Source organism: Phytohabitans kaempferiae (assembly GCF_042433955.1).
In the GTDB taxonomy this organism is placed as follows: domain Bacteria; phylum Actinomycetota; class Actinomycetes; order Mycobacteriales; family Micromonosporaceae; genus Phytohabitans; species Phytohabitans kaempferiae.
The window spans coordinates 25371-42115 of the sequence record NZ_JBHLUH010000035.1 but is presented as its reverse complement, the minus strand read 5'-3'; the positions used below and the strand labels follow the sequence as shown (position 1 = coordinate 42115).

The following is a 16745-nucleotide window of genomic DNA, read 5'->3' as shown; positions in this document are numbered from 1 at the left end:
TGGGGTACGCTGTGTGTCATGACGTTGTCCTCGGATCTGCTCGCCGCGGCGCGGCGGTGGGCGGCTGACCCGGCCGCGTGGCCCATCCAGCCCCAGTACGATCCCGACGAGCGGTGGTACGCGCGGATCGCGGAGACCGCTGAGCACGAGGTCTGGCTCCTGACCTGGCTGCCCGGACAGGAGACCGACTGGCACGACCACGGCGGCTCGGCCGGGGCGTTCACGGTGGTGTCCGGCGCCCTGGTCGAGCGGACCGTGATAACAACACCACGAAAACGCTCCGCTGCACTCCACGTTTCCGCGGGGGCCCCGGGCGGTGGGCGGGTGCGCTACATGGACCTGCCGGCCGGGTCCGGGCGGCGATTCGGGACCCACCACGTGCACGGCGTCGCCAACCGGGGCGAGGTGCCGGCGATCAGCATCCACGTTTACGCGCCGGCCCTCCGCTCGATGACCCGCTACCGGCTGGTCGACGGCAAGCTCCGCGTGGCCGAGATCGAGCGGGCGGGGGTCTCGTGGTGAGGAGCCAGCTCGCCTGTCCGGCCGTGCGGGCCGACCACGCCCCTGCGGGCGCGAAGGGGATCGACGAGATCCTGGCCGAGGCGCGGGCCCGGCTGCGCCGCCTGGAGCCGGAGGAGGCGCACATCGCGTACCGGCGCGGCGCCCACCTCGTCGACATCCGCCCGGCCGCCCAGCGGGCCGCCAGCGGCGAGATCCCGGGCGCGCTGATCGTCGAGCGCAACGTGCTGGAGTGGCGGTTCGACCCGCGCAGCGCCGCCCGGCTCCCGATCGCCGGCCGGTACGACCTGCCCGTGATCATCTTCTGCCAGGAGGGCTACACCTCCTCGCTCGCGGCCGCCGCCCTCCAGGACCTCGGGCTGCACCGCGCCACCGACGTCGCGGGCGGCTTCGCCGCCTGGCGCCTGGCCGGGCTGCCCGCCTTCGGCCCCGCCGACGTCTACGCGTACCTCCAGGCCGTCTCCCCGGGCGACCCCCGACCACGGCCGACCACCTGAGGAGAGCCACCATGACCGTCACCGCCATCCCACAGCGCCGGTACCCGTCGCAGCTCACCGGGCCGGGCCGCGCGCCCCGCCGTCCCGCCCCGGCACCGATGCCGGCCCTCACCGTCACCTTCACGGTGCCGCTGGCCGGAGAGTCGATGAGCCCTCACGCGTTCCGCCTCCTGGAGGTCGTGCGCGACCTGGTCGAGCGCGGGGAGGGCACGGTGACGATCGCGCCGTCGGGGGTGCCCCCGGCGCCCCTCGCGGCCCCGGCGCCCCTCGCGCTCCCCGCGGGCGAGCCCGCCGAGACGGCCGCGGCGGCCGTGCCCGGCGCGCTGCGGATCTCCCGCGCCTCCCGCACCGTGACGCGGGGCGGCGCGCCGCTCGACCTGACCCGCCTGGAGTTCGACCTGCTGGTCTTCCTCGCGGAGAACCCGCGCCGCGTCTTCACCCGGCTCCAGCTGCTCGGCTCCGTCTGGGGATACGAGCACGCCGTGGCCCGCACCGTCGACGTCCACGTGCGCCGGCTGCGCGCCAAGGTCGGCGACCACGTGCCCCTGGTCACCACCGTGTACGGCGTCGGCTACCGCCTCGCCGACGACGCCCGCGTCGAACTCCTTCCCGACGACTAAGGAGCTTCCGGCTCGAAGGCGACCGCGCGGATGCACGCCCTGGCCAAGCTGCCGCCCGCGCGCACCAGATCCCTCTCCCACAAACCGCTACTGGAAGATCGTTCTGGGCTACCGCGATGCCCGTCGCGGTCCAGACCGCCGCTCCCGCAGCCTCGCCCTCCGCGGTCCACACCCCCGCCCTCGCCTCGGCGCCGAGAGATCGCCGCGCCCGGGCGCGTCCGTGGCGATTTCTTGACCCCATACATAGGGTGAACTTCTCGCCACGCACGCGTCGCGAGTCGTCCTGATCTCGATCCCCGCGACACCACGCCGGCGCTGAGTGTCGCGCAAGCGGGCCGGCAGGCTCAGTGCCGCACGTCCACCACCACGCGCGTGGGGTTGGTGAGCAGCATCACGCGGAAGCCGGTACGCCGGTTGGTGTCCGCGAAGACCGAGACGGTGCCGTTCTCGTACGCGACGACCGAGACGCCCCGGAGCCGGCTCAGTCCGATGTGGATCTGACGGGGGCCGGTGATCCGCGCCGGCGCGGTGGTCAGCCCAGTGAGTCCGATGTGGACGCGGTTCGGCGCGGGGCGCGTGTACGCCACGGTCACCAGCGGGTGCGCCGCGGTGCGCAGGTCGAGCACCAGCCGGTCGTACCCGGGATGGGCGCCGGAGCGTACGCCGGCGATCGAGACCAGGCCGGCGCCACCGCCGCCCCGGAACGTCTCCGTGCCGAACGGGGCGGCCGGCGGATGCGCCACGTCGACGGCGATCCGCGGCGGGTCGGCCAGTCGCAGCACGCGGAAGCCGAGCCGGTCGGCGAGGCCGAGGCCGGCGAGGATCCGCCCCTCGAACGCGCCGCCGAAGCGCACCTGCCGCAGCGTCGGGTAGCGCGGGTCGAGCACGGTGCGCATGTCGAGCGTGGTCGAGGGCGCGCCGGCGAACGTGACGCGCAGGTCGGCCGCCCCCGCCAGCGCGATCGGGTCACCGGTGCCGATGCCGACCAGCGGGGCGTACTCGACCCGGTAGGCGGGCGTGCCGCCAGCGAAGTCGAAGACCACGCGGTCGTACCGGTCGTGCCGCCCGTGGCGGACGCCGACCAGCACCGGTCTGTCCGGCGGGACGGTGGCGGTGCCGACCACCGGGTCGGTCCGCGTGGGCGCGGGCAGGTCGGTCGCGCCCGCCCCGGCGCCGGTGGCCACCACGAGCGGCAGGGCGAGGCAGGCGAGCGCGAGCGGGTACTTGATCCACATTTTCATCCTCCCTGGGTTGTGGAGGCAGACGCCGTGGGGCGGCGGGCGGTTTACCGCCGGTTGCGGCACCATGGAGGTATGGACCGACCGACCTTCGTGTACGACGGCGACTGCGCCTTCTGCACCTCGTGCGCGGAGTTCGCCCAGCGTCGCGTGCCCTCGCCGGCGCGCGTGGTGCCGTGGCAGTTCGCCGATCTCGACGCGCTGGGGCTCACCGCGGCCCAGTGCGCGGAGGCGGTGCAGTGGGTCGACCCGCGCACCGGTGCCACCGCCGCCGGGCCCGACGCGATCGCGCTGCTGCTCGGCTCCAGCCGCCCCTGGTGGCGGGCGGCCGGCGCGGTGCTGCGGCTGCTCCCGGTGCGGGCGGCGGCCTGGCCGGTGTACCGCTGGGTCGCGCGCAACCGCCACCGCATGCCGGGCGGCACCGCCGCGTGCGCCGTGCCCCGCCCCGACGCCTAGGGCGCACCTGGCCGGATCTTCGCGGTGCCGTGGCGGGCGGCACCGCCCAACCGCGCCTCGCACCTACAAGACCCGGTCAAGAAATCGCCACAAAGGCCGGAGGCCGCGTGGGTCAGGGTCGACCCTCGCTGACCGCGGAGGGCGAGGCTGCGGGAGCAGCGGTCTCGACCACGACGAACATCGCGGTAGCCCGAATCTGCCCCTTGGAAAGGCCTTAGGTCTGCGCCGCCGCGCGCTCGCCCCGCCGTGCCTTCAGCCACTCGATCGGGCGCACCTTCTCCAGCGGCAGGAACGAGGCCATCGCCACCAGGTGGGGGGCGAACGAGATCGTGATCGCCGCGTAGGTGAACAGGTGGAATGTGTAGAAGAACCCGATCCCCGCGTGTCGCCAGCGGTCGCGCAGTACGAAGATGAGCGGGCTGAGCAGCTCGAACGCCACGATGCCGAACTGCGCCACGATCAGCAGGTAGGGCACCTGGGCGATCAGGTCGGCGAAGTCGGTGCCTCGCCGGATGATCGCGCGGGCGAGCACCGAGCTGGTCAGCCAGTCGAGCCCGCCGAAGCGGAGTTTGGCGATGGCGGCCAGGAAGTACGTGCACACCACCGCGATCTGGGTCACCCGCAGCGCCCAGCCGCCGGCCTCGGTCCGCGTGGTGTCGCCGTGCCGCGCCCGCCCCACGGTGGGGAGCACCGCGAGCGCTACCAGGAAGCCGAACCGGTCGTGGTCCACCTTCCCGTAGCTCATCGCGATGATCATCCACTCGAAGTAGAGCGCGAAGACCGTCCAGCCCAGGACCCGCGGCGCGCGTCCGGTCGCCGCCGCCAGCGACGTCACCAGCAGGATCCAGAAGATGGCGTGTACGAGCAGCGGGGTGGGCGTGGGCAGCGGAAGGATGCGCCCCACGAGGAGCGGCTGGTACAGGTCACCGGGGACGTGGGCGTGGGTCCGCACCCACGGCGTGATCACGGTCAGGTCGGCGACGACGAAGAGGTAGACGAGCGTGCGGAACGCCGCGATCCGCCCCCGCGGCACCGGCTCGAAGAGCCACCGCTTCACGGCCGCCACGAGGCCACCGTCTCGTCGGTGTGGGTACGCGTGGGGCGGCTGTCCTTCACGCCCTCGTAGCGGATCACGATGCGCACCTCGACCAGCGCCGGCGCGTTCGGGTTGCGGGCGGCGTACGCCTCGGCGACCCGGCTCAGGCGGGACGGGTCCTGCTCGTACGCCTGCATCTGCCCCTCGATCTCGGCCCGGCGGATGCCGGTGCTCCGCTCGGTCAGCGGGACGACCGCGCCGGTGGTGTCGACGCCCTCCACGCGCGTGTCCGGGGCGGGGGAGTCGGGGCCGGGCGCGGTCGAGTACATCCGGAACGGGCCGAACGGGAAGTCGTCGTCGACCCCCCAGAAGGTGCCCGCCAGCAGCAGCACCCCCGCGGCCACCGTGGCCAGCAGGCGCGCCGCCCGCCCGGGGGTCGTCAGCGTGTCCACAGCACGGTGACGATACCGGACCGATGATCGTGGACGGTCATGCTCACCGAGCGTCCATCCCCCCTTTTAGGGGAGGCAATCGCGAGGTAGTGAGAGATATCGATTCCCGCAAAGGTTGTCGATTGTCACATTTCTGCAACGCCCGCGCCTATTGACCGGGGACCGGGCGGGCCGGGACCATCGACACATGCACTCTGTTGGGGATACTCGTGTGCCTTCTTCGCCTGACTTAATCGTCCTGCCTCACGCATGGCTCTGTTTCTGGTCGGAAACCGTTTGACTGGTGGAATGTTGCCGGAATTGGGGCCGGCAGCACCGCTGTAAAACTTGAGTTTCCTGGGGATTCGCTTCGCGTACTAACACCGGCCCCATTTTCGGGCCGCACGCGGGCGATATCCGATTGTTGAGGAGGACCCATGTCGGTCGTCGCCACGTCCACGCGCGTCGGATGGCACATGTCGCAGCCACCGGGGCCTGGCCGGGCACCCGGGAGCCGCCGGCCCGCCGGTGGTTCACCCACACTCACCGTGACGTTCTCGATCCCGCTCGCCAGCGACGACGGGCTCACCCCGCAGGCCTTCCGCCTGCTCGAGGTGGCGCGTGAGCTCGTGGAGCGCGGCGAGGGCACCGTGAGCCTCTCGCCACCGCCGGTCGCCACCGCGCCCGACTCCCTCGACGAGGAGGAGGCGGAGGAGGGTGACGCGCCGGTCCCGAGCCGCGCGGCGTCCACCGGCGAGAGCACGCTGCGCGTCCTGGCCGCCTCCCGCACCGTGCTGCTCGGCGACGAGCAGTTGCGGCTGACCCGGCTCGAGTTCGACCTGTTGCTCTTCCTCGCGGAAAACCCCCGCCGCGTGTTCAGCCGCCTCCAACTGCTGACCGGCGTGTGGGGCTACGAGCACGCCGGCGCGCGCACGGTCGACGTGCACATCCGCCGCCTGCGCTCCAAGATCGGCATGCACGTGCCGCTGGTCACCACCGTCTACGGGGTCGGCTACCGCCTGGCAGACGACGCGCGCGTGGTCATCGAGCGCGACGCCTGAGCCGTCGCCCCCGGTGCGGCACGCTGGTGGGATGCGCGTGCGTCCCATCGCCCCCGACCTGCTCGTGGCGGAGCTCGCCGACCGGCTGGCCGCCGACCGGCCGGGGCAGTGGCTGAGGGTGGCGGTCGACGGGCCGCCACCGGCAGACCCCGACGGGCTCGCCGCCGCGCTCGTCGACCCGCTCCGGGCCCGCGGGCGCCCCGCCGTCCACGTCGCCGCCGGTGGCTTCCTGCGGTCGGCGTCGCTGCGTTTCGAGTACGGGCGGGACAACTCCGACGCCTTCTACACCGGCTGGCTCGACGAGGCCGGGCTGCGCCGCGAGGTGCTCGACCCGCTCTCCCCGGGCGGCACCGGCCGGGTCCTCCCGAGCCTCTGGGACCCAGCGACCGACCGCGCGACCCGCGCGCCCTACCTGACCGTCCCGCCCGGCGCCGCCGTCCTCGTGAGCGGTGCGCTGCTGCTCGGCGGCGTCCTGCCGTTCGACGTGGCGTTCCACCTGGTGCTGTCGCCCTCGGCGCTGGACCGGCGGATGCCGGCCGACCTGCGGTGGACGCTGCCCGCCTACGCGCGGTACGCGGAGGAGGTCGATCCGGCCTCGTTCGCCGACGCGGTGGTGCGGATGGACGACCCGCGGCACCCCGCGTTGGTCGTTCCGGTTGCCGAAGGCGGCGCCGGCGGGTGAACTGGGAGCGTGGGGGAGATCAAGGTCGGCACGGCGTCGTGGACCGACCGCACGCTGCTCGAGTCGGGGTGGTACCCGGCGAGCGCGGACACGCCGGAGAAGCGACTGGGTCACTACGCGGAGCAGTTTCCGCTGGTCGAGGTCGACTCCACCTACTACTCGCCGCCCGCCGAGCAGACCGCCGGGCTGTGGGCGGAGCGCACGCCGCCCGGCTTCACGTTCAACATCAAGGCGTTCAGCCTGCTCACCGGCCATCCCACCAAGGTCTCCGCCATCTACAAGGACCTCCGGCCGGAGACCGACAAGAAGAGCGTCTATCCCGGCGACCTCGATCCGGCCGCGTACGAGCAGGTGTGGGAGCGGTTCCTCGCCGCGCTCCAGCCGCTCGTCGACGCGGGCAAGCTGGGCGCGCTGCTGTTCCAGTTTCCGCCGTGGTTCACCATCCGCCGCGCCAACAAGCAGTACCTGCTGGAGGTGGAGCGCCGCGTGCGGCCGTTGCGCGCCGTGTACGAGTTTCGCCACTCCTCGTGGTTCGCCGACGGCAACCGCGACGAGACGCTGGAGTTCCTGCGCGAGCACCGACTGCCGTACGTCTGCGTCGACATGCCCCAGGGGTACAAGTCGTCGGTGCCGCCGCTGCTGGTCGCGACCGCCGACCTGTCGGTGGTGCGCTTTCACGGCCACAGTGAAAAGTGGACCAGTAAGGACATCCACGAGAAGTTCGGCTACCTGTATTCGGAACAGGAGTTGATCGAGTGGGCGCCCAAGCTGAAGAAGCTGGCCAGCGAGAGTGACCAGTTGCACGTGCTCACCAACAACTGCTACCGCGACTATGCACAGCGCAACGCGAGCCAGCTAATCGACTTGCTCTCCTGAAAGTACGCTGTGAATGTCGCGCCGGATGGATGATCATGGCGCGAGTCGATCACTGAAGCCGAGTTCGAGCGGCCGGTGCACGGGCGCGAGCTGCTCGCACACTGTTACCGGATGCTCGACTTCATCCAGGCTGCCGCTGCTCGGCGCGCTGCCACGGGGCGGCCACCGGCCAAGCGGCAGCCGAAGGGCGGCGGCGTCAGGCGGACGGCCGCTGGCGGCGGAGCTCGCGCCGGGCGAGCGCGGCCCGGTGCACCTCGTCCGGGCCGTCGGCGATCCGCAGCGTGCGGGCGGCGCTCCAGAGCCGGGCCAGCGGGTAGTCCTGGCTGACCCCGCCGCCGCCGTGGGCCTGGATCGCCTTGTCCAGTACCCACTCGGCCATCGCCGGCGTCACGATCTTGATGGCCTGGATCTCCGCGTGGGCGGCCTTGTTGCCGGCCGTGTCCATCAGCCACGCGGTCTTCAGGACCAGCAGCCGGGCCTGCTCGATTCGTACGCGCGACTCGGCGATCCAGTCGGCCACCACGCCGTGCTCGGCGATCGGCCGCCCGAAGGCCACGCGCTCGCTCGCCCGCGCACACATCAGCGCCAGCGCCCGCTCGGCCATGCCGATCAGGCGCATGCAGTGGTGGATCCGGCCGGGACCAAGCCGGGCCTGGGCGATCGCGAAGCCGTCACCCTCCCCGGCGATCAGGTTCTCCTTTGGTACGCGCACGTCCTCGAACGAGATCTCCGCGTGACCGCCGTGTCCACCGTCGTCGTACCCGAAGACCCGCAGCCCTCGGCGCACGGTGACGCCGGGAGTGTCGCGGGGTACCAGGATCATGCTCTGCTGGCGGTGCCGCGGCGCCTCCGGGTCGGTGCGGCCCATGACCACGAGGATCTCGCAGCGGGGGTTCATCGCGCCGGACGACCACCACTTGCGGCCGTTGACCACGTACTCGTCGCCGTCGCGCTCGACGCGCGTGGCGATGTTGGTGGCGTCGGAGGAGGCGACGTCCGGCTCGGTCATGCAGAAGGCGGAGCGGATCCGCCCCTCCAGCAGCGGCTCCAGCCACCGCTCCCGCTGGGCCGCCGAGCCGAACTCGGCGAGCAGCTCCATGTTGCCGGTGTCCGGTGCCGAGCAGTTGAGCGCCTCGGGGGCGAGCAGCGGGCTGTGGCCGGTGATCTCGGCGAGCGGCGCGTACTGGAGGTTGGTGAGCCCGATCGAGGGGAGGAAGAGGTTCCACAGGCCGCGTTCGCGGGCCCGCGCCTTCAGCTCGTCCACGATGGGCGGTGTCGTCCACAGTGGACCGGACGCCTCCTGCTCCGCGTAGACCGGCTCGGCCGGGTACACGTACTCGTCCATGAAGGTGAGCAGCCGCTCGCGGAGCTCCTCGGTCTTGTCGTCGTACCCGAAGTCCATCTAGGTCTCCTCGGACAGCGTGGCGTGGCCCTGCGCGACCAGCGGCGGGACGATCGCGCCGAGCTCCTCGAAGCCGGCGCCGACGGTCTTGCCCCTGGTGTACCGGTAGTGGATCCCCTCGGCGATCACGGCGAGCTTGAAGTAGCCGAACGCGGTGTACCACGGCAGCCGGGCCAGGTCGGCGCCGCGGCGCTCGGCGTACCGGGCGGTGAGCGCGCTCCCCGGCGGGAAGCCGGCGGCGGGGTTGACCGCGGTGGCGACCGCGTTGCCGCCGATCCGCCCCAGCCCGTCCCAGTAGACGAGGAGCAGCCCGAGGTCGGCGAGCGGGTCGCCGAGCGTCGCCATCTCCCAGTCGAGGACGGCGGCGACCCGCCCGCCCGCGTCGACCACCACGTTGTCGAGCCGGTAGTCGCCGTGCACGATGCCCGCGCCGCTCTCCGCCGGCGTGGTGGCCGCGAGGCGGGCGTGCAGCTCCTCGATGCCCGGCAGCTCGCGGCTGCGGGAGGCGTCGAGCTGCCCCTTCCACCGCCGCACCTGCCGCTCCAGGTAGCCGGCCGGATGCCCGAAGTCGCCCAGCCCCACCGCCGCGGGGTCCACCTCGTGCAGGTCGGCGAGGACGTCGACCAGCGTGTACGCGAGCGTGGCCGCCCGCTCCGGCCCCAGCGACGCGGTCTGCTCGGCGGTGCGGTAGATCGTGCCGGCCACGTACTCCATCAGGTAGAACGGCGCCCCGAGCACCTCGGCGTCGGGGCAGAGCAGCACGGTGCCGGGCACCGGCACGGCGGTGGGGGCGAGCGCGCTGATCACGCGGTGCTCGCGGGTCATGTCGTGGGCGGTACGCAGGACGTGCCCGAGCGGCGGCCGCCGGAGGATCCAGGTGTGGGAGTCGTCGTGGAGCGTGTACGTGAGGTTGGAGCGACCGCCGGCGATGAGCTCCGCGCGCAGCTCGCCGGTGCGGAGGCCGGGGTGGTGCGCGTCGAGGTACGCGCGGAGCCGGGCGAGCTCCAGCCCGGGCGGGCTGGCGGACGTCATGCCAGGTTGCCGACGAGCGTGACGCCGCCGTCGACCACCAGCGTCTGCCCGGTGATCCAGCCCGCGTCGGGCGAGGCGAGGAACGCCACCGCCCCCGCCACGTCGGCCGGCACGCCGAGCCGTCCCAGCGGGTAGCCGGCCGCCACCTCGTCTTCCCGCCCGGTGTAGAGCGCGGTCGCGAACTGCGTCTTCACCACGCCCGGGGCGACCGCGTTGACCCGTACCGTAGGCGCGAGTTCGACCGCGAGCTGGGCGGTGACCTGGATGAGGGCGGCCTTGCTCGCCGCGTACGCCCCCAGGCCGGGGGCCGGACCCAGCCCGGCGATCGACGACATGTTGACGACCGCGCCGCCGTGCTCGCCGAGCCACGCCTCGTGTGCCTGCCGCACCCACGACACCGCCGCGAAGACGTTGACGTCGAAGATCTTGCGCACCGCCGCCGGGTCGGTCTCCAGCAGCGGGCCGAAGGTGGGGTTGATGCCGGTGTTGTTGACCAGGATGTCGAGCCGCCCGAACGTCTCGACCGCCCGCTCGACCGCCTCCGCCCGGTGTGCCGGGTCGTCCGTCTTGCCGGCGACGGCGAGCACCTGGTCGGGCCCGCCCAGCGCGGCGGCCGCCTCGCGCAGCGGCTCGGGCTTGCGGGCGGTGACGCACACGCGCGCGCCCTCCGCGACCAGCCGCCGCGCCACGGCATGCCCGATGCCCCGGCTCGCGCCGGTGACCAGCGCGACCTTCCCCTCCAGCCGACGCTCCACCCGGTCGCCTCCCGCCTCGTCGCGTGCTGCTCCGCAGTATGTTACTGCCCAGTCGCTAAACCGGCGCCGCCCGCGCGCGGGTGAAGGCGGAGTGAAGGGTCGATCCGGTAATCTCGCGCCGTCCATCGACGACCATGGGGAGGATTCGGATGGCCAGCGGAATCAGCCGGCGCGCCGCGCTCGGGGTGACGGCCGCCGCCGCCGCGGTGGCGGCGGGCACGACGGGCGGACCCGCGCACGCCTTCGCGGGAGGCGGCCTCCGGGGGATCGCCGCTTTGTACGCGCGGCAGAAGGCGAAGGCGGGCGGCACCTGGCACTCGCACATCGCCGCGCTCGACGGGACCGGCGCGCTCACCACACTGGTGGCGGACGACGCCGACCACGTCATCCACGGGTACAGCGTGCAGAAGCTCTTCGTCGCGACCGCGGTGCTGGACAAGGTGGACCGGGGCCAGCTGAGCCTCGGGCAGAAGCTCGACCTGCCGGCCGACATCATCCTCGGCGGCAGCGGCATCTACCACCTGCACACCGTCTGGGGCGACGACATCACCGTCGCCAACTTCCTCACCGCGATGCTGCTGGTCTCAGACAACACGGCGGTACGCATGTGCGGGCGCGTGGTGCCGGCCCTGGAGATCAACGAGATCCTGGCGGCGAAGGGCTTCACGCACACGCGGGTCGAGCCGGTCGCCAACCCCAACCGCTTCTTCCTCGGCGTCACCACGCCCCGCGAGACCCACGACCTGCTGCGGCGGCTGGCCGACAAGACGCTGCTGTCACCCGCCTCCTGCGACTTCATGCTCGGCGTGACCCGGTGGGTCAACGGCTACCACGACGGCGTGCGGCGGAACATGTCGTCGGCGGAGCGGAGCCGGGTCGCCACCAAGTACGGCGCGGACTTCAACACGCTCGGCGCCTCCCGCCACGAGGCCGGCATCATGTTCGGCACGGACGGGGCGCCGGTGCTCACGTACGCGCTCTTCGCCGACGGACTCTCCGATCTGGACAACTACGGCGCGACCCATCCGGCGGTGCAGGCGCACGCGGTGCTGGGGCGGGCGATGCTCGACTCGGTCACCACCGCCGCCAACCCCGCCGCGAAGGCGCGGCACACGGTCACTCCGTACCGCGCCGGGGGCTGATCGGGGCCGTCGCGTGGCCGGCGGTCAGCCCTTGCCACTCCGGGGCCAGCAGCGACCAGACCTCGGTGTCGTGGCGCTCGCCCTGGTAGAGGAACTCCTCGCGCAGCACGCCCTCGAGCCGCATGCCGAGGCGCTGGGCCACGTTGCGGCTGGCGATGTTCTCCGGGCGGTTCTGCCAGACGACCCGGTGGATGCCGCGCACGCCGATCGCCCAGTCGACGAGGTGGCCGGCGGCCTTGGTGATCAGCCCTCGGCCCTGCCCGGCGGGCTCCAGCCAGCAGCCGATCTCGCAGGCGCCGGCCTTCGCGTCGAAGTGGACGAACATCGTGCCGCCGACCAGCGTGCCGTCGAGCCAGATGCCGTACAGCCGGCCGGCGTCGCGGGCCTGGAGGTCGGCGTACCGCTGGAGGGTGGCCCGGGCCGACTCCAGGTCGGTGCTGCGGCTGGCCCACGGGATCCACGGGTCGACCACCGCGCGGGCCCGGTCGATGTGGGCGAGGAACTCCTCCGCCTGCCAGGGTTCGATGGGACGGAGCAGGGCACCGCCGCCCAGGTCCACGGCGAACACGGTCACATCGGGAGGCGCAGCGAGACCGCGCCGCGCAGGTCGAGCCAGGCGGCGTCGGGCGCCCGGACCACGCGGAGCACGACCTCCTCGCAGCTGGGGCACCGGGCGACCATGCCGGGCGCGTTCGGGTACACGTGCAGGGCGGCGACCGCGCCGGTCCGGCCGCAGGAGGCGCAGCGGCTGGTCGCGGCGGTCACGTCGACCGCGAAGATCTCCTGTAGCGGGCCGGCGAGCACGTTGCCGTCGATGTGCGGGCCGAGGTCGAGTGCGGGTTCGGGCATTTTGTGTCAACCTCCGGTCGGGCCGAAGCGCTCGGTGCGCACGCGGCGGGGGTCGTGTCCGAGTGCGACGAGGATGTCGGCGACCGTCTCGACGAAGCCGGTCGGGCCGCACACGTAGCAGTCCGGCGTGAGGGCCGGCGGCCAGCCGGCGGTGTTGACGTCGGCGACGCCGACCCGGCGCGGTGGCGTCGGCCAGCCTTCCGGGACCGCACGCGTGTACGCGTACGTGACGTCGAGGCCGGCGTCGTCGCGGACCCGGCGGCGCAGCTCGTCGGCGTAGTAGACGTCGTCGGGCGTGCGCACCGAGTAGATGAGCCGGAACGGGGTGCGGCTGCCCGCCGCCCGCCGCGCGCGGATCATCGCCATCAGCGGGACGATGCCGGAACCGCCGGCGACCAGCAGCACCGGGTCGGTGCTGGTGGGCCGCCACACGAACCAGCCGCCCACCGGGCCGCGCAGCTCCACCGGGTCACCGGGGGAGTAGACCTCGATCAGGTACGGCGAGACCTCACCCTCCGGTACGGCCTGGATGGTGAGCTCGACCCGCTCGCCATCGGCCGGCGCGGCGAGGGAGTAGCTGCGCTGTGTGCTGTAGCCGTCTTCGGCGGTGAGGCGCACGTCGACGTGCTGGCCGGCGAGGTGGCCGGGCCAGCCGGGCACGTCGAGCACCAGCGTGCGGGCGGTCGGTGTCTCGGCGCGGGCCTCCGCCAGCGTGCCGACCCGCCAGGTCAGTCGCCCTGGTACCGCTGCTCGCGCCATGGGTCACCGTAGTCGTGGTAGCCGGCCGTCTCCCAGAACCCGGGCTCGTCTTCGAAGCGCAGCTGGATGCCGCGCACCCACTTCGCCGACTTCCAGAAGTACAGGTGGGGAACGAGCAGGCGGGCCGGGCCGCCGTGCTCCGGGGCGAGGTCGTCGCCGTCGAACTGGTAGGCGACCCACGCCTGCCCGTCGACCAGGTCGGCGAGCGGGAGGTTGGTGGTGTAGCCGCCGTACGAGTGGACGAGCGCGTAGTCGGCCGCCGTGTCCACATCGGACAGCAGCGTGTCGAGGGAGACGCCCTGCCAGGTGGTGCCGAGCTTGGACCACTTGGTCACGCAGTGGATGTCGACGACCGGCGTCTCGCTGGGCAGCGCCATCAGCTCGGGCCAGCTCCACCGGTGCTCGCGCGCGGTCTCGGTGGTGATGACGAACTCCCAGCGGTCCATCGGCACCCGGGGCGTGGGGCCGGCGGAGAGGACCGGGAAGTCGTCGACCAGGTACTGCCCGGGCGGCAGCTTGGGCCCGGACGAGCGCGGCCGGCCACGGAAGCCCGGCGAGACGATACCCACGGGCCTCAGTCTTCCACGGATGCCCGCCCCGCAAGGTCAGGCCGCCGCGATGATCTCCTGGGCGGTCTGCGCGGCCCGTTCGATCGGGATGGCGAAGCCGATGCCGATGTTGCCGTTGCCGTCGATGGTCGCGATCGCGGTGTTCACGCCGACGACCTGGCCGCGGGCGTTGACGAGCGGGCCGCCGGAGTTGCCGGGGTTGATGGAGGCGTCGGTCTGTACCGCCGGCTGCCGTGCCGCGTCGCCCAGCCGCACCTGCCGGTCGACCGCGCTCACGATGCCGGCCGTGACGCTGCCGGAGAGGCCGAGCGGCGAGCCGACGGCGAGCACCGGCTCGCCGACCTTCAGGTCGCTGCTGCGGCCGAGCGCGAGCGGGCGGAGGGGCTCGGCGCCCGTACCGACCCGGAGCACCGCGATGTCGGTGCGGGCGACCCGCCCGACCAGCCGGGCGGTGCGCTCCTCGCCGTCCTGGCCGACGACCGTGATCCGCCCGCCGGCGACCACCACGTGGCTGTTGGTCATGATGTGGCCCCGGTCGTCGATGACGAAGCCGGACCCGGAGGATGCCTCGTCCTCGCCGACGACCTCGACCGAGACCACGCCGGGCAGCGCCTGCTCGGCGGCGCCGACCAGCGCGTCCGGCACGGCCCCGCCGGCGGTGAGGCGGGCTCCGCCGGCGGGGGCGTTCGCCCAGAGCGAGGCGTACCAGCCGGCGGCGCCGCCCGAGCCCGCCGACACCACCGCGACCAGCAGGCCGGCGAGCAGGAGCCGGGGCCCCCGCCGGCGGGACCGGGCCGGCGGGGGAGCGTCCCAGACCGTGCCCGGGGGCAGGTCGGCCCGGTGGCGGGGGTAGCTGCGCGGCCCCGGCCAGGGCTCGTGGTACTGGGGCTCGCGGTACGGGCCGCCCCGGTCGTCGTACCCCAGCATCGCGGTCATGCCCGGTGATACGGACGGCGGCGCCCGCCGGCTGAACGGAAACGGGAAATTTTCCCGAGCCTGACCATCTGAGCCCGCCCCGCGGTACGTACTCCCGGGCGGCGTTTGAGGTCGTTGGGGGACCGATGAACGAACCTGGGCTCGTCTATGTGTTCGATGGCTACTGCGCGTGGTCGTACGGATTCGCGCAGACGATGGTGGATCTCGCCGCCGCGTATCCCGGAGTCCCCGTGGAAGTCCTCTGTGGAGGGCTCTACGTGGGTGCGGCGCGGGTGCCGCTCCACCGGCTGGGCGATTTGTCCGGCACCAACCGCCGGATCGCCGAGCTGACCGGCGCGTGGTTCGGCGACGGCTACGAGCGGCTGACCGCGGACGGGACGTTCGTGATGAACTCCACCGCGGCTGCCCGCGGGTATGTCGCGTTGCGGCGGGCCGCGCCGGAGCGGGCGGTGGAGCTGGCCGCGGCGTCGCAGGAGGCGTTCTTCGTCGAGGGGCGGAGCCTCGCCGGGCCGGACACGCACCGGCGGATCGCCCGGGAGTACGGGCTGGACGAGGCGGCGGTGGTCGCCGGCTTCGACCATCCGTGGTCGCTGCGGGCGGCGGAGGCGGAGTTCGCCCGGGTACGGCGGCTCGGCGTGGTCGCCTTCCCCACGCTGCTGGTCGACACGGGCGGCCGGCTGACGCCGGTGATGACCGGGGCGGCGACCGCGCGACAGGTCGAGGAACGGGTCTCGGCCCTGCTCGGGCGGGCGGTGCGGCGGGCCGGCGCGACCGGGCGGCACGCGGCCCCCGAGTGAGGCGGGCCGGGACGCGCCGCGCGGCGGCTCAGCCGGCCGGGCCGCGGCGCAGGCCGGTGAGGACCATGTCGACGAGCGCCTCGACGTACTCCTCGGTGCGGGCGGTGACGTCCTCGCCCGGCGCGGGCGGTGCCAGCGAGACCTGGACGGTGGCCACGCCGAACATCGTGCCGAGCACCAGCGCCGGCTCGGTGCCCTCCGGCAGCTCGCCCCGGGCCACCGCCGCCCCGATCATCGCCTCCACCATCCGCACGCTGCCGAAGAGATAGAAGTCACGCAGGTCGGCGAAGAGGTCGGGGTAGGTGCGCGCGTCGAGCCACAGCCGCATGACCGCGAGGCCGGCCCAGCCCCAGTACATCTGGAAGACGTAGCGGGCCATCGCCTTGAGGTCTTCGCGCAGGTCGCCGGTGTGGGTCCAGCCCTGGAACGGCTCCAGCCGGTCGCCCATCGCGGCGAGCAGCAGCTCGCGCTTGTCGCGCCACCGCAGGTAGACCGACGCCTTGCCGACACCGGAACGGCGGGCCACCTCGTCCAGCGTGAAGCCGGCCCAGCCCTTCTCGGCGAAGACCAGGACGGCGACGCTGTAGACCCGCGCCTCCATGTCGGGGTCCCGGGGCCGGCCACGCCGCCGCACCTCGCCCGAATCCGCCACCGCGCGAGCGTACCGGGCGGGACTTTCGCGCTCCGTACCGGCTCTGGGTCCGGAGGGCACTGTGGGTGCCAGGTCACGGCGGGTTCTGGTAGAACCGCGTCGATACGCCCCGCAACCGTCGCGCGTACGGCGCCCAGCGGCGTGAAACCAGTGGTGCTGGTGTGACGTGAGCTGGGTAAAGTGCCGGTTGAGGGTTACCGCGCGTGTCCCCTCGCGGGTCCGTTGTAGCGCGGCGATGGTTGCGGAGCGTGGCGTGAAACCGACGGAACGTCACAGATCCGCCTGAATAGGCTCAGTCTGGTGCAAGGGACGTTTTAACCTTCCTTTCCTGGGCGAATTCTCCCTACGGTGTGCGCGGGCGACACGGAAGGGAGGGCGGCCATCATGCGCAAGGGCTTGGAGTGGGGCTGAGGGGTCCTGTATGGAGGCGGCCGGG

The 16745-nt window shown here is 73.0% G+C and carries 21 protein-coding genes; 9 read left to right on the top strand and 12 right to left on the bottom strand.

The window, feature by feature from the left end; genetic code table 11:
• Positions 1–18: 18 nt before the first annotated feature.
• The 3 genes from ACFFIA_RS17585 (at position 19) to ACFFIA_RS17575 (ending at position 1636) form a co-directional block, all read left to right on the top strand.
• A complete protein-coding gene (locus ACFFIA_RS17585; protein WP_377252251.1) occupies positions 19–522 on the top strand; it encodes a cysteine dioxygenase in 504 nt (167 codons plus the stop codon).
• Positions 523–545: 23 nt separating this feature from the next.
• The gene (locus tag ACFFIA_RS17580; protein ID WP_377252340.1) at positions 546–1016 is read left to right on the top strand and encodes a rhodanese-like domain-containing protein; all 471 of its coding nucleotides are present in this window, start codon (positions 546–548) and stop codon (positions 1014–1016) included.
• Positions 1017–1114: 98 nt separating this feature from the next.
• Positions 1115–1636 carry a winged helix-turn-helix domain-containing protein gene (locus ACFFIA_RS17575; protein WP_377252338.1) on the top strand — a complete coding sequence of 174 codons (522 nt, stop codon included), beginning with the start codon at positions 1115–1117 and terminating at the stop codon, positions 1634–1636.
• A gap of 344 nt (positions 1637–1980) precedes the next feature.
• Here ACFFIA_RS17575 and ACFFIA_RS17570 read toward each other — a convergent pair whose 3' ends face one another.
• Positions 1981–2871 (bottom strand): AMIN-like domain-containing (lipo)protein, encoded by an 891-nt coding sequence (locus ACFFIA_RS17570; RefSeq protein ID WP_377252249.1) that lies wholly within the window; start codon positions 2869–2871, stop codon positions 1981–1983.
• A 78-nt stretch (positions 2872–2949) separates the two neighbouring features.
• Here ACFFIA_RS17570 and ACFFIA_RS17565 point away from each other — a divergent pair, with 78 nt between their 5' ends.
• On the top strand, positions 2950–3330 hold the full coding sequence (locus ACFFIA_RS17565) for a thiol-disulfide oxidoreductase DCC family protein (protein ID WP_377252247.1): 381 nt from the start codon (positions 2950–2952) through the stop codon (positions 3328–3330).
• Positions 3331–3544: 214 nt separating this feature from the next.
• Here the strand turns inward: ACFFIA_RS17565 and ACFFIA_RS17560 are convergent, their stop codons facing one another.
• Positions 3545–4396, bottom strand: coding sequence for an MFS transporter permease (locus ACFFIA_RS17560; RefSeq protein ID WP_377252245.1), 852 nt, complete (start codon positions 4394–4396; stop codon positions 3545–3547).
• Positions 4384–4818, bottom strand: coding sequence for a hypothetical protein (locus ACFFIA_RS17555; protein ID WP_377252243.1), 435 nt, complete (start codon positions 4816–4818; stop codon positions 4384–4386). Before ACFFIA_RS17555 ends, ACFFIA_RS17560 begins: the two co-directional genes overlap by 13 nt.
• Positions 4819–5345: 527 nt before the next feature.
• On the opposite strand from ACFFIA_RS17555, the gene ACFFIA_RS17550 reads away from it, so the two are divergent.
• The 3 genes from ACFFIA_RS17550 to ACFFIA_RS17540 are packed head-to-tail and all read left to right on the top strand — an operon-like array spanning position 5346 to position 7416.
• Positions 5346–5858, top strand: a complete 513-nt coding sequence (locus ACFFIA_RS17550; protein WP_377252241.1) for a winged helix-turn-helix domain-containing protein — start codon at positions 5346–5348, stop codon at positions 5856–5858.
• A 31-nt stretch (positions 5859–5889) separates the two neighbouring features.
• On the top strand, positions 5890–6540 hold the full coding sequence (locus tag ACFFIA_RS17545; protein WP_377252238.1) for a nucleoside/nucleotide kinase family protein: 651 nt from the start codon (positions 5890–5892) through the stop codon (positions 6538–6540).
• Positions 6541–6549: 9 nt separating this feature from the next.
• Positions 6550–7416: a DUF72 domain-containing protein gene (locus ACFFIA_RS17540; protein ID WP_377252236.1), complete on the top strand. Its 867-nt coding sequence runs from the start codon at positions 6550–6552 to the stop codon at positions 7414–7416.
• A 196-nt stretch (positions 7417–7612) separates the two neighbouring features.
• On the opposite strand, the gene ACFFIA_RS17535 is transcribed toward ACFFIA_RS17540, so the two are convergent.
• The 3 genes from ACFFIA_RS17535 to ACFFIA_RS17525 are packed head-to-tail and all read right to left on the bottom strand — an operon-like array spanning position 7613 to position 10605.
• Entirely contained in the window at positions 7613–8818 is a 1206-nt protein-coding gene (locus ACFFIA_RS17535; RefSeq protein WP_377252234.1) for an acyl-CoA dehydrogenase family protein, read from the bottom strand.
• Complete coding sequence (locus ACFFIA_RS17530) at positions 8819–9850, bottom strand: phosphotransferase family protein (RefSeq protein ID WP_377252231.1); 1032 nt, start codon at positions 9848–9850, stop codon at positions 8819–8821.
• Positions 9847–10605, bottom strand: a complete 759-nt coding sequence (locus tag ACFFIA_RS17525; RefSeq protein WP_377252229.1) for an SDR family oxidoreductase — start codon at positions 10603–10605, stop codon at positions 9847–9849. The genes ACFFIA_RS17530 and ACFFIA_RS17525 overlap by 4 nt, the downstream gene beginning before the upstream one ends.
• A 149-nt stretch (positions 10606–10754) precedes the next feature.
• Between ACFFIA_RS17525 and ACFFIA_RS17520 the strand changes: the two genes are divergently transcribed.
• Positions 10755–11747 carry a serine hydrolase gene (locus tag ACFFIA_RS17520; RefSeq protein ID WP_377252227.1) on the top strand — a complete coding sequence of 331 codons (993 nt, stop codon included), beginning with the start codon at positions 10755–10757 and terminating at the stop codon, positions 11745–11747.
• Here the strand turns inward: ACFFIA_RS17520 and ACFFIA_RS17515 are convergent.
• Genes ACFFIA_RS17515 through ACFFIA_RS17495 form a run of 5 tightly spaced genes read right to left on the bottom strand, consistent with a single transcriptional unit; the run spans position 11722 to position 14860 of the window.
• Complete coding sequence (locus tag ACFFIA_RS17515) at positions 11722–12315, bottom strand: GNAT family N-acetyltransferase (RefSeq protein WP_377252224.1); 594 nt, start codon at positions 12313–12315, stop codon at positions 11722–11724. The genes ACFFIA_RS17520 and ACFFIA_RS17515 overlap by 26 nt on opposite strands.
• A gap of 2 nt (positions 12316–12317) precedes the next feature.
• On the bottom strand, positions 12318–12596 hold the full coding sequence (locus ACFFIA_RS17510) for a DUF6510 family protein (RefSeq protein ID WP_377252222.1): 279 nt from the start codon (positions 12594–12596) through the stop codon (positions 12318–12320).
• A 6-nt stretch (positions 12597–12602) separates the two neighbouring features.
• Complete coding sequence (locus ACFFIA_RS17505) at positions 12603–13355, bottom strand: ferredoxin reductase (protein WP_377252220.1); 753 nt, start codon at positions 13353–13355, stop codon at positions 12603–12605.
• On the bottom strand, positions 13325–13924 hold the full coding sequence (locus tag ACFFIA_RS17500; RefSeq protein ID WP_377252218.1) for a sulfite oxidase-like oxidoreductase: 600 nt from the start codon (positions 13922–13924) through the stop codon (positions 13325–13327). The genes ACFFIA_RS17505 and ACFFIA_RS17500 overlap by 31 nt, the downstream gene beginning before the upstream one ends.
• A 36-nt stretch (positions 13925–13960) precedes the next feature.
• Positions 13961–14860: a S1C family serine protease gene (locus tag ACFFIA_RS17495; RefSeq protein ID WP_377252216.1), complete on the bottom strand. Its 900-nt coding sequence runs from the start codon at positions 14858–14860 to the stop codon at positions 13961–13963.
• A gap of 125 nt (positions 14861–14985) precedes the next feature.
• Between ACFFIA_RS17495 and ACFFIA_RS17490 the strand changes: the two genes are divergently transcribed.
• The gene (locus tag ACFFIA_RS17490; protein WP_377252214.1) at positions 14986–15657 is read left to right on the top strand and encodes a DsbA family protein; all 672 of its coding nucleotides are present in this window, start codon (positions 14986–14988) and stop codon (positions 15655–15657) included.
• A gap of 28 nt (positions 15658–15685) precedes the next feature.
• Here ACFFIA_RS17490 and ACFFIA_RS17485 read toward each other — a convergent pair whose 3' ends face one another.
• Positions 15686–16309, bottom strand: a complete 624-nt coding sequence (locus ACFFIA_RS17485; protein WP_377252212.1) for a TetR/AcrR family transcriptional regulator — start codon at positions 16307–16309, stop codon at positions 15686–15688.
• Between the last annotated feature and the right edge of the window lie 436 nt (positions 16310–16745).

Coding starts and splice junctions, on each gene's coding strand:
- ACFFIA_RS17585 (WP_377252251.1), top strand. CDS start 19: ATGACGTTGTCCTCGGATCTGCTCGCCGCGGCGCGGCGGTGGGCGGCT.
- ACFFIA_RS17575 (WP_377252338.1), top strand. CDS start 1,115: ATGCCGGCCCTCACCGTCACCTTCACGGTGCCGCTGGCCGGAGAGTCG.
- ACFFIA_RS17570 (WP_377252249.1), bottom strand. CDS start 2,871: ATGTGGATCAAGTACCCGCTCGCGCTCGCCTGCCTCGCCCTGCCGCTC.
- ACFFIA_RS17565 (WP_377252247.1), top strand. CDS start 2,950: ATGGACCGACCGACCTTCGTGTACGACGGCGACTGCGCCTTCTGCACC.
- ACFFIA_RS17545 (WP_377252238.1), top strand. CDS start 5,890: ATGCGCGTGCGTCCCATCGCCCCCGACCTGCTCGTGGCGGAGCTCGCC.
- ACFFIA_RS17535 (WP_377252234.1), bottom strand. CDS start 8,818: ATGGACTTCGGGTACGACGACAAGACCGAGGAGCTCCGCGAGCGGCTG.
- ACFFIA_RS17530 (WP_377252231.1), bottom strand. CDS start 9,850: ATGACGTCCGCCAGCCCGCCCGGGCTGGAGCTCGCCCGGCTCCGCGCG.
- ACFFIA_RS17520 (WP_377252227.1), top strand. CDS start 10,755: ATGGCCAGCGGAATCAGCCGGCGCGCCGCGCTCGGGGTGACGGCCGCC.
- ACFFIA_RS17510 (WP_377252222.1), bottom strand. CDS start 12,596: ATGCCCGAACCCGCACTCGACCTCGGCCCGCACATCGACGGCAACGTG.
- ACFFIA_RS17505 (WP_377252220.1), bottom strand. CDS start 13,355: ATGGCGCGAGCAGCGGTACCAGGGCGACTGACCTGGCGGGTCGGCACG.
- ACFFIA_RS17495 (WP_377252216.1), bottom strand. CDS start 14,860: ATGACCGCGATGCTGGGGTACGACGACCGGGGCGGCCCGTACCGCGAG.
- ACFFIA_RS17490 (WP_377252214.1), top strand. CDS start 14,986: ATGAACGAACCTGGGCTCGTCTATGTGTTCGATGGCTACTGCGCGTGG.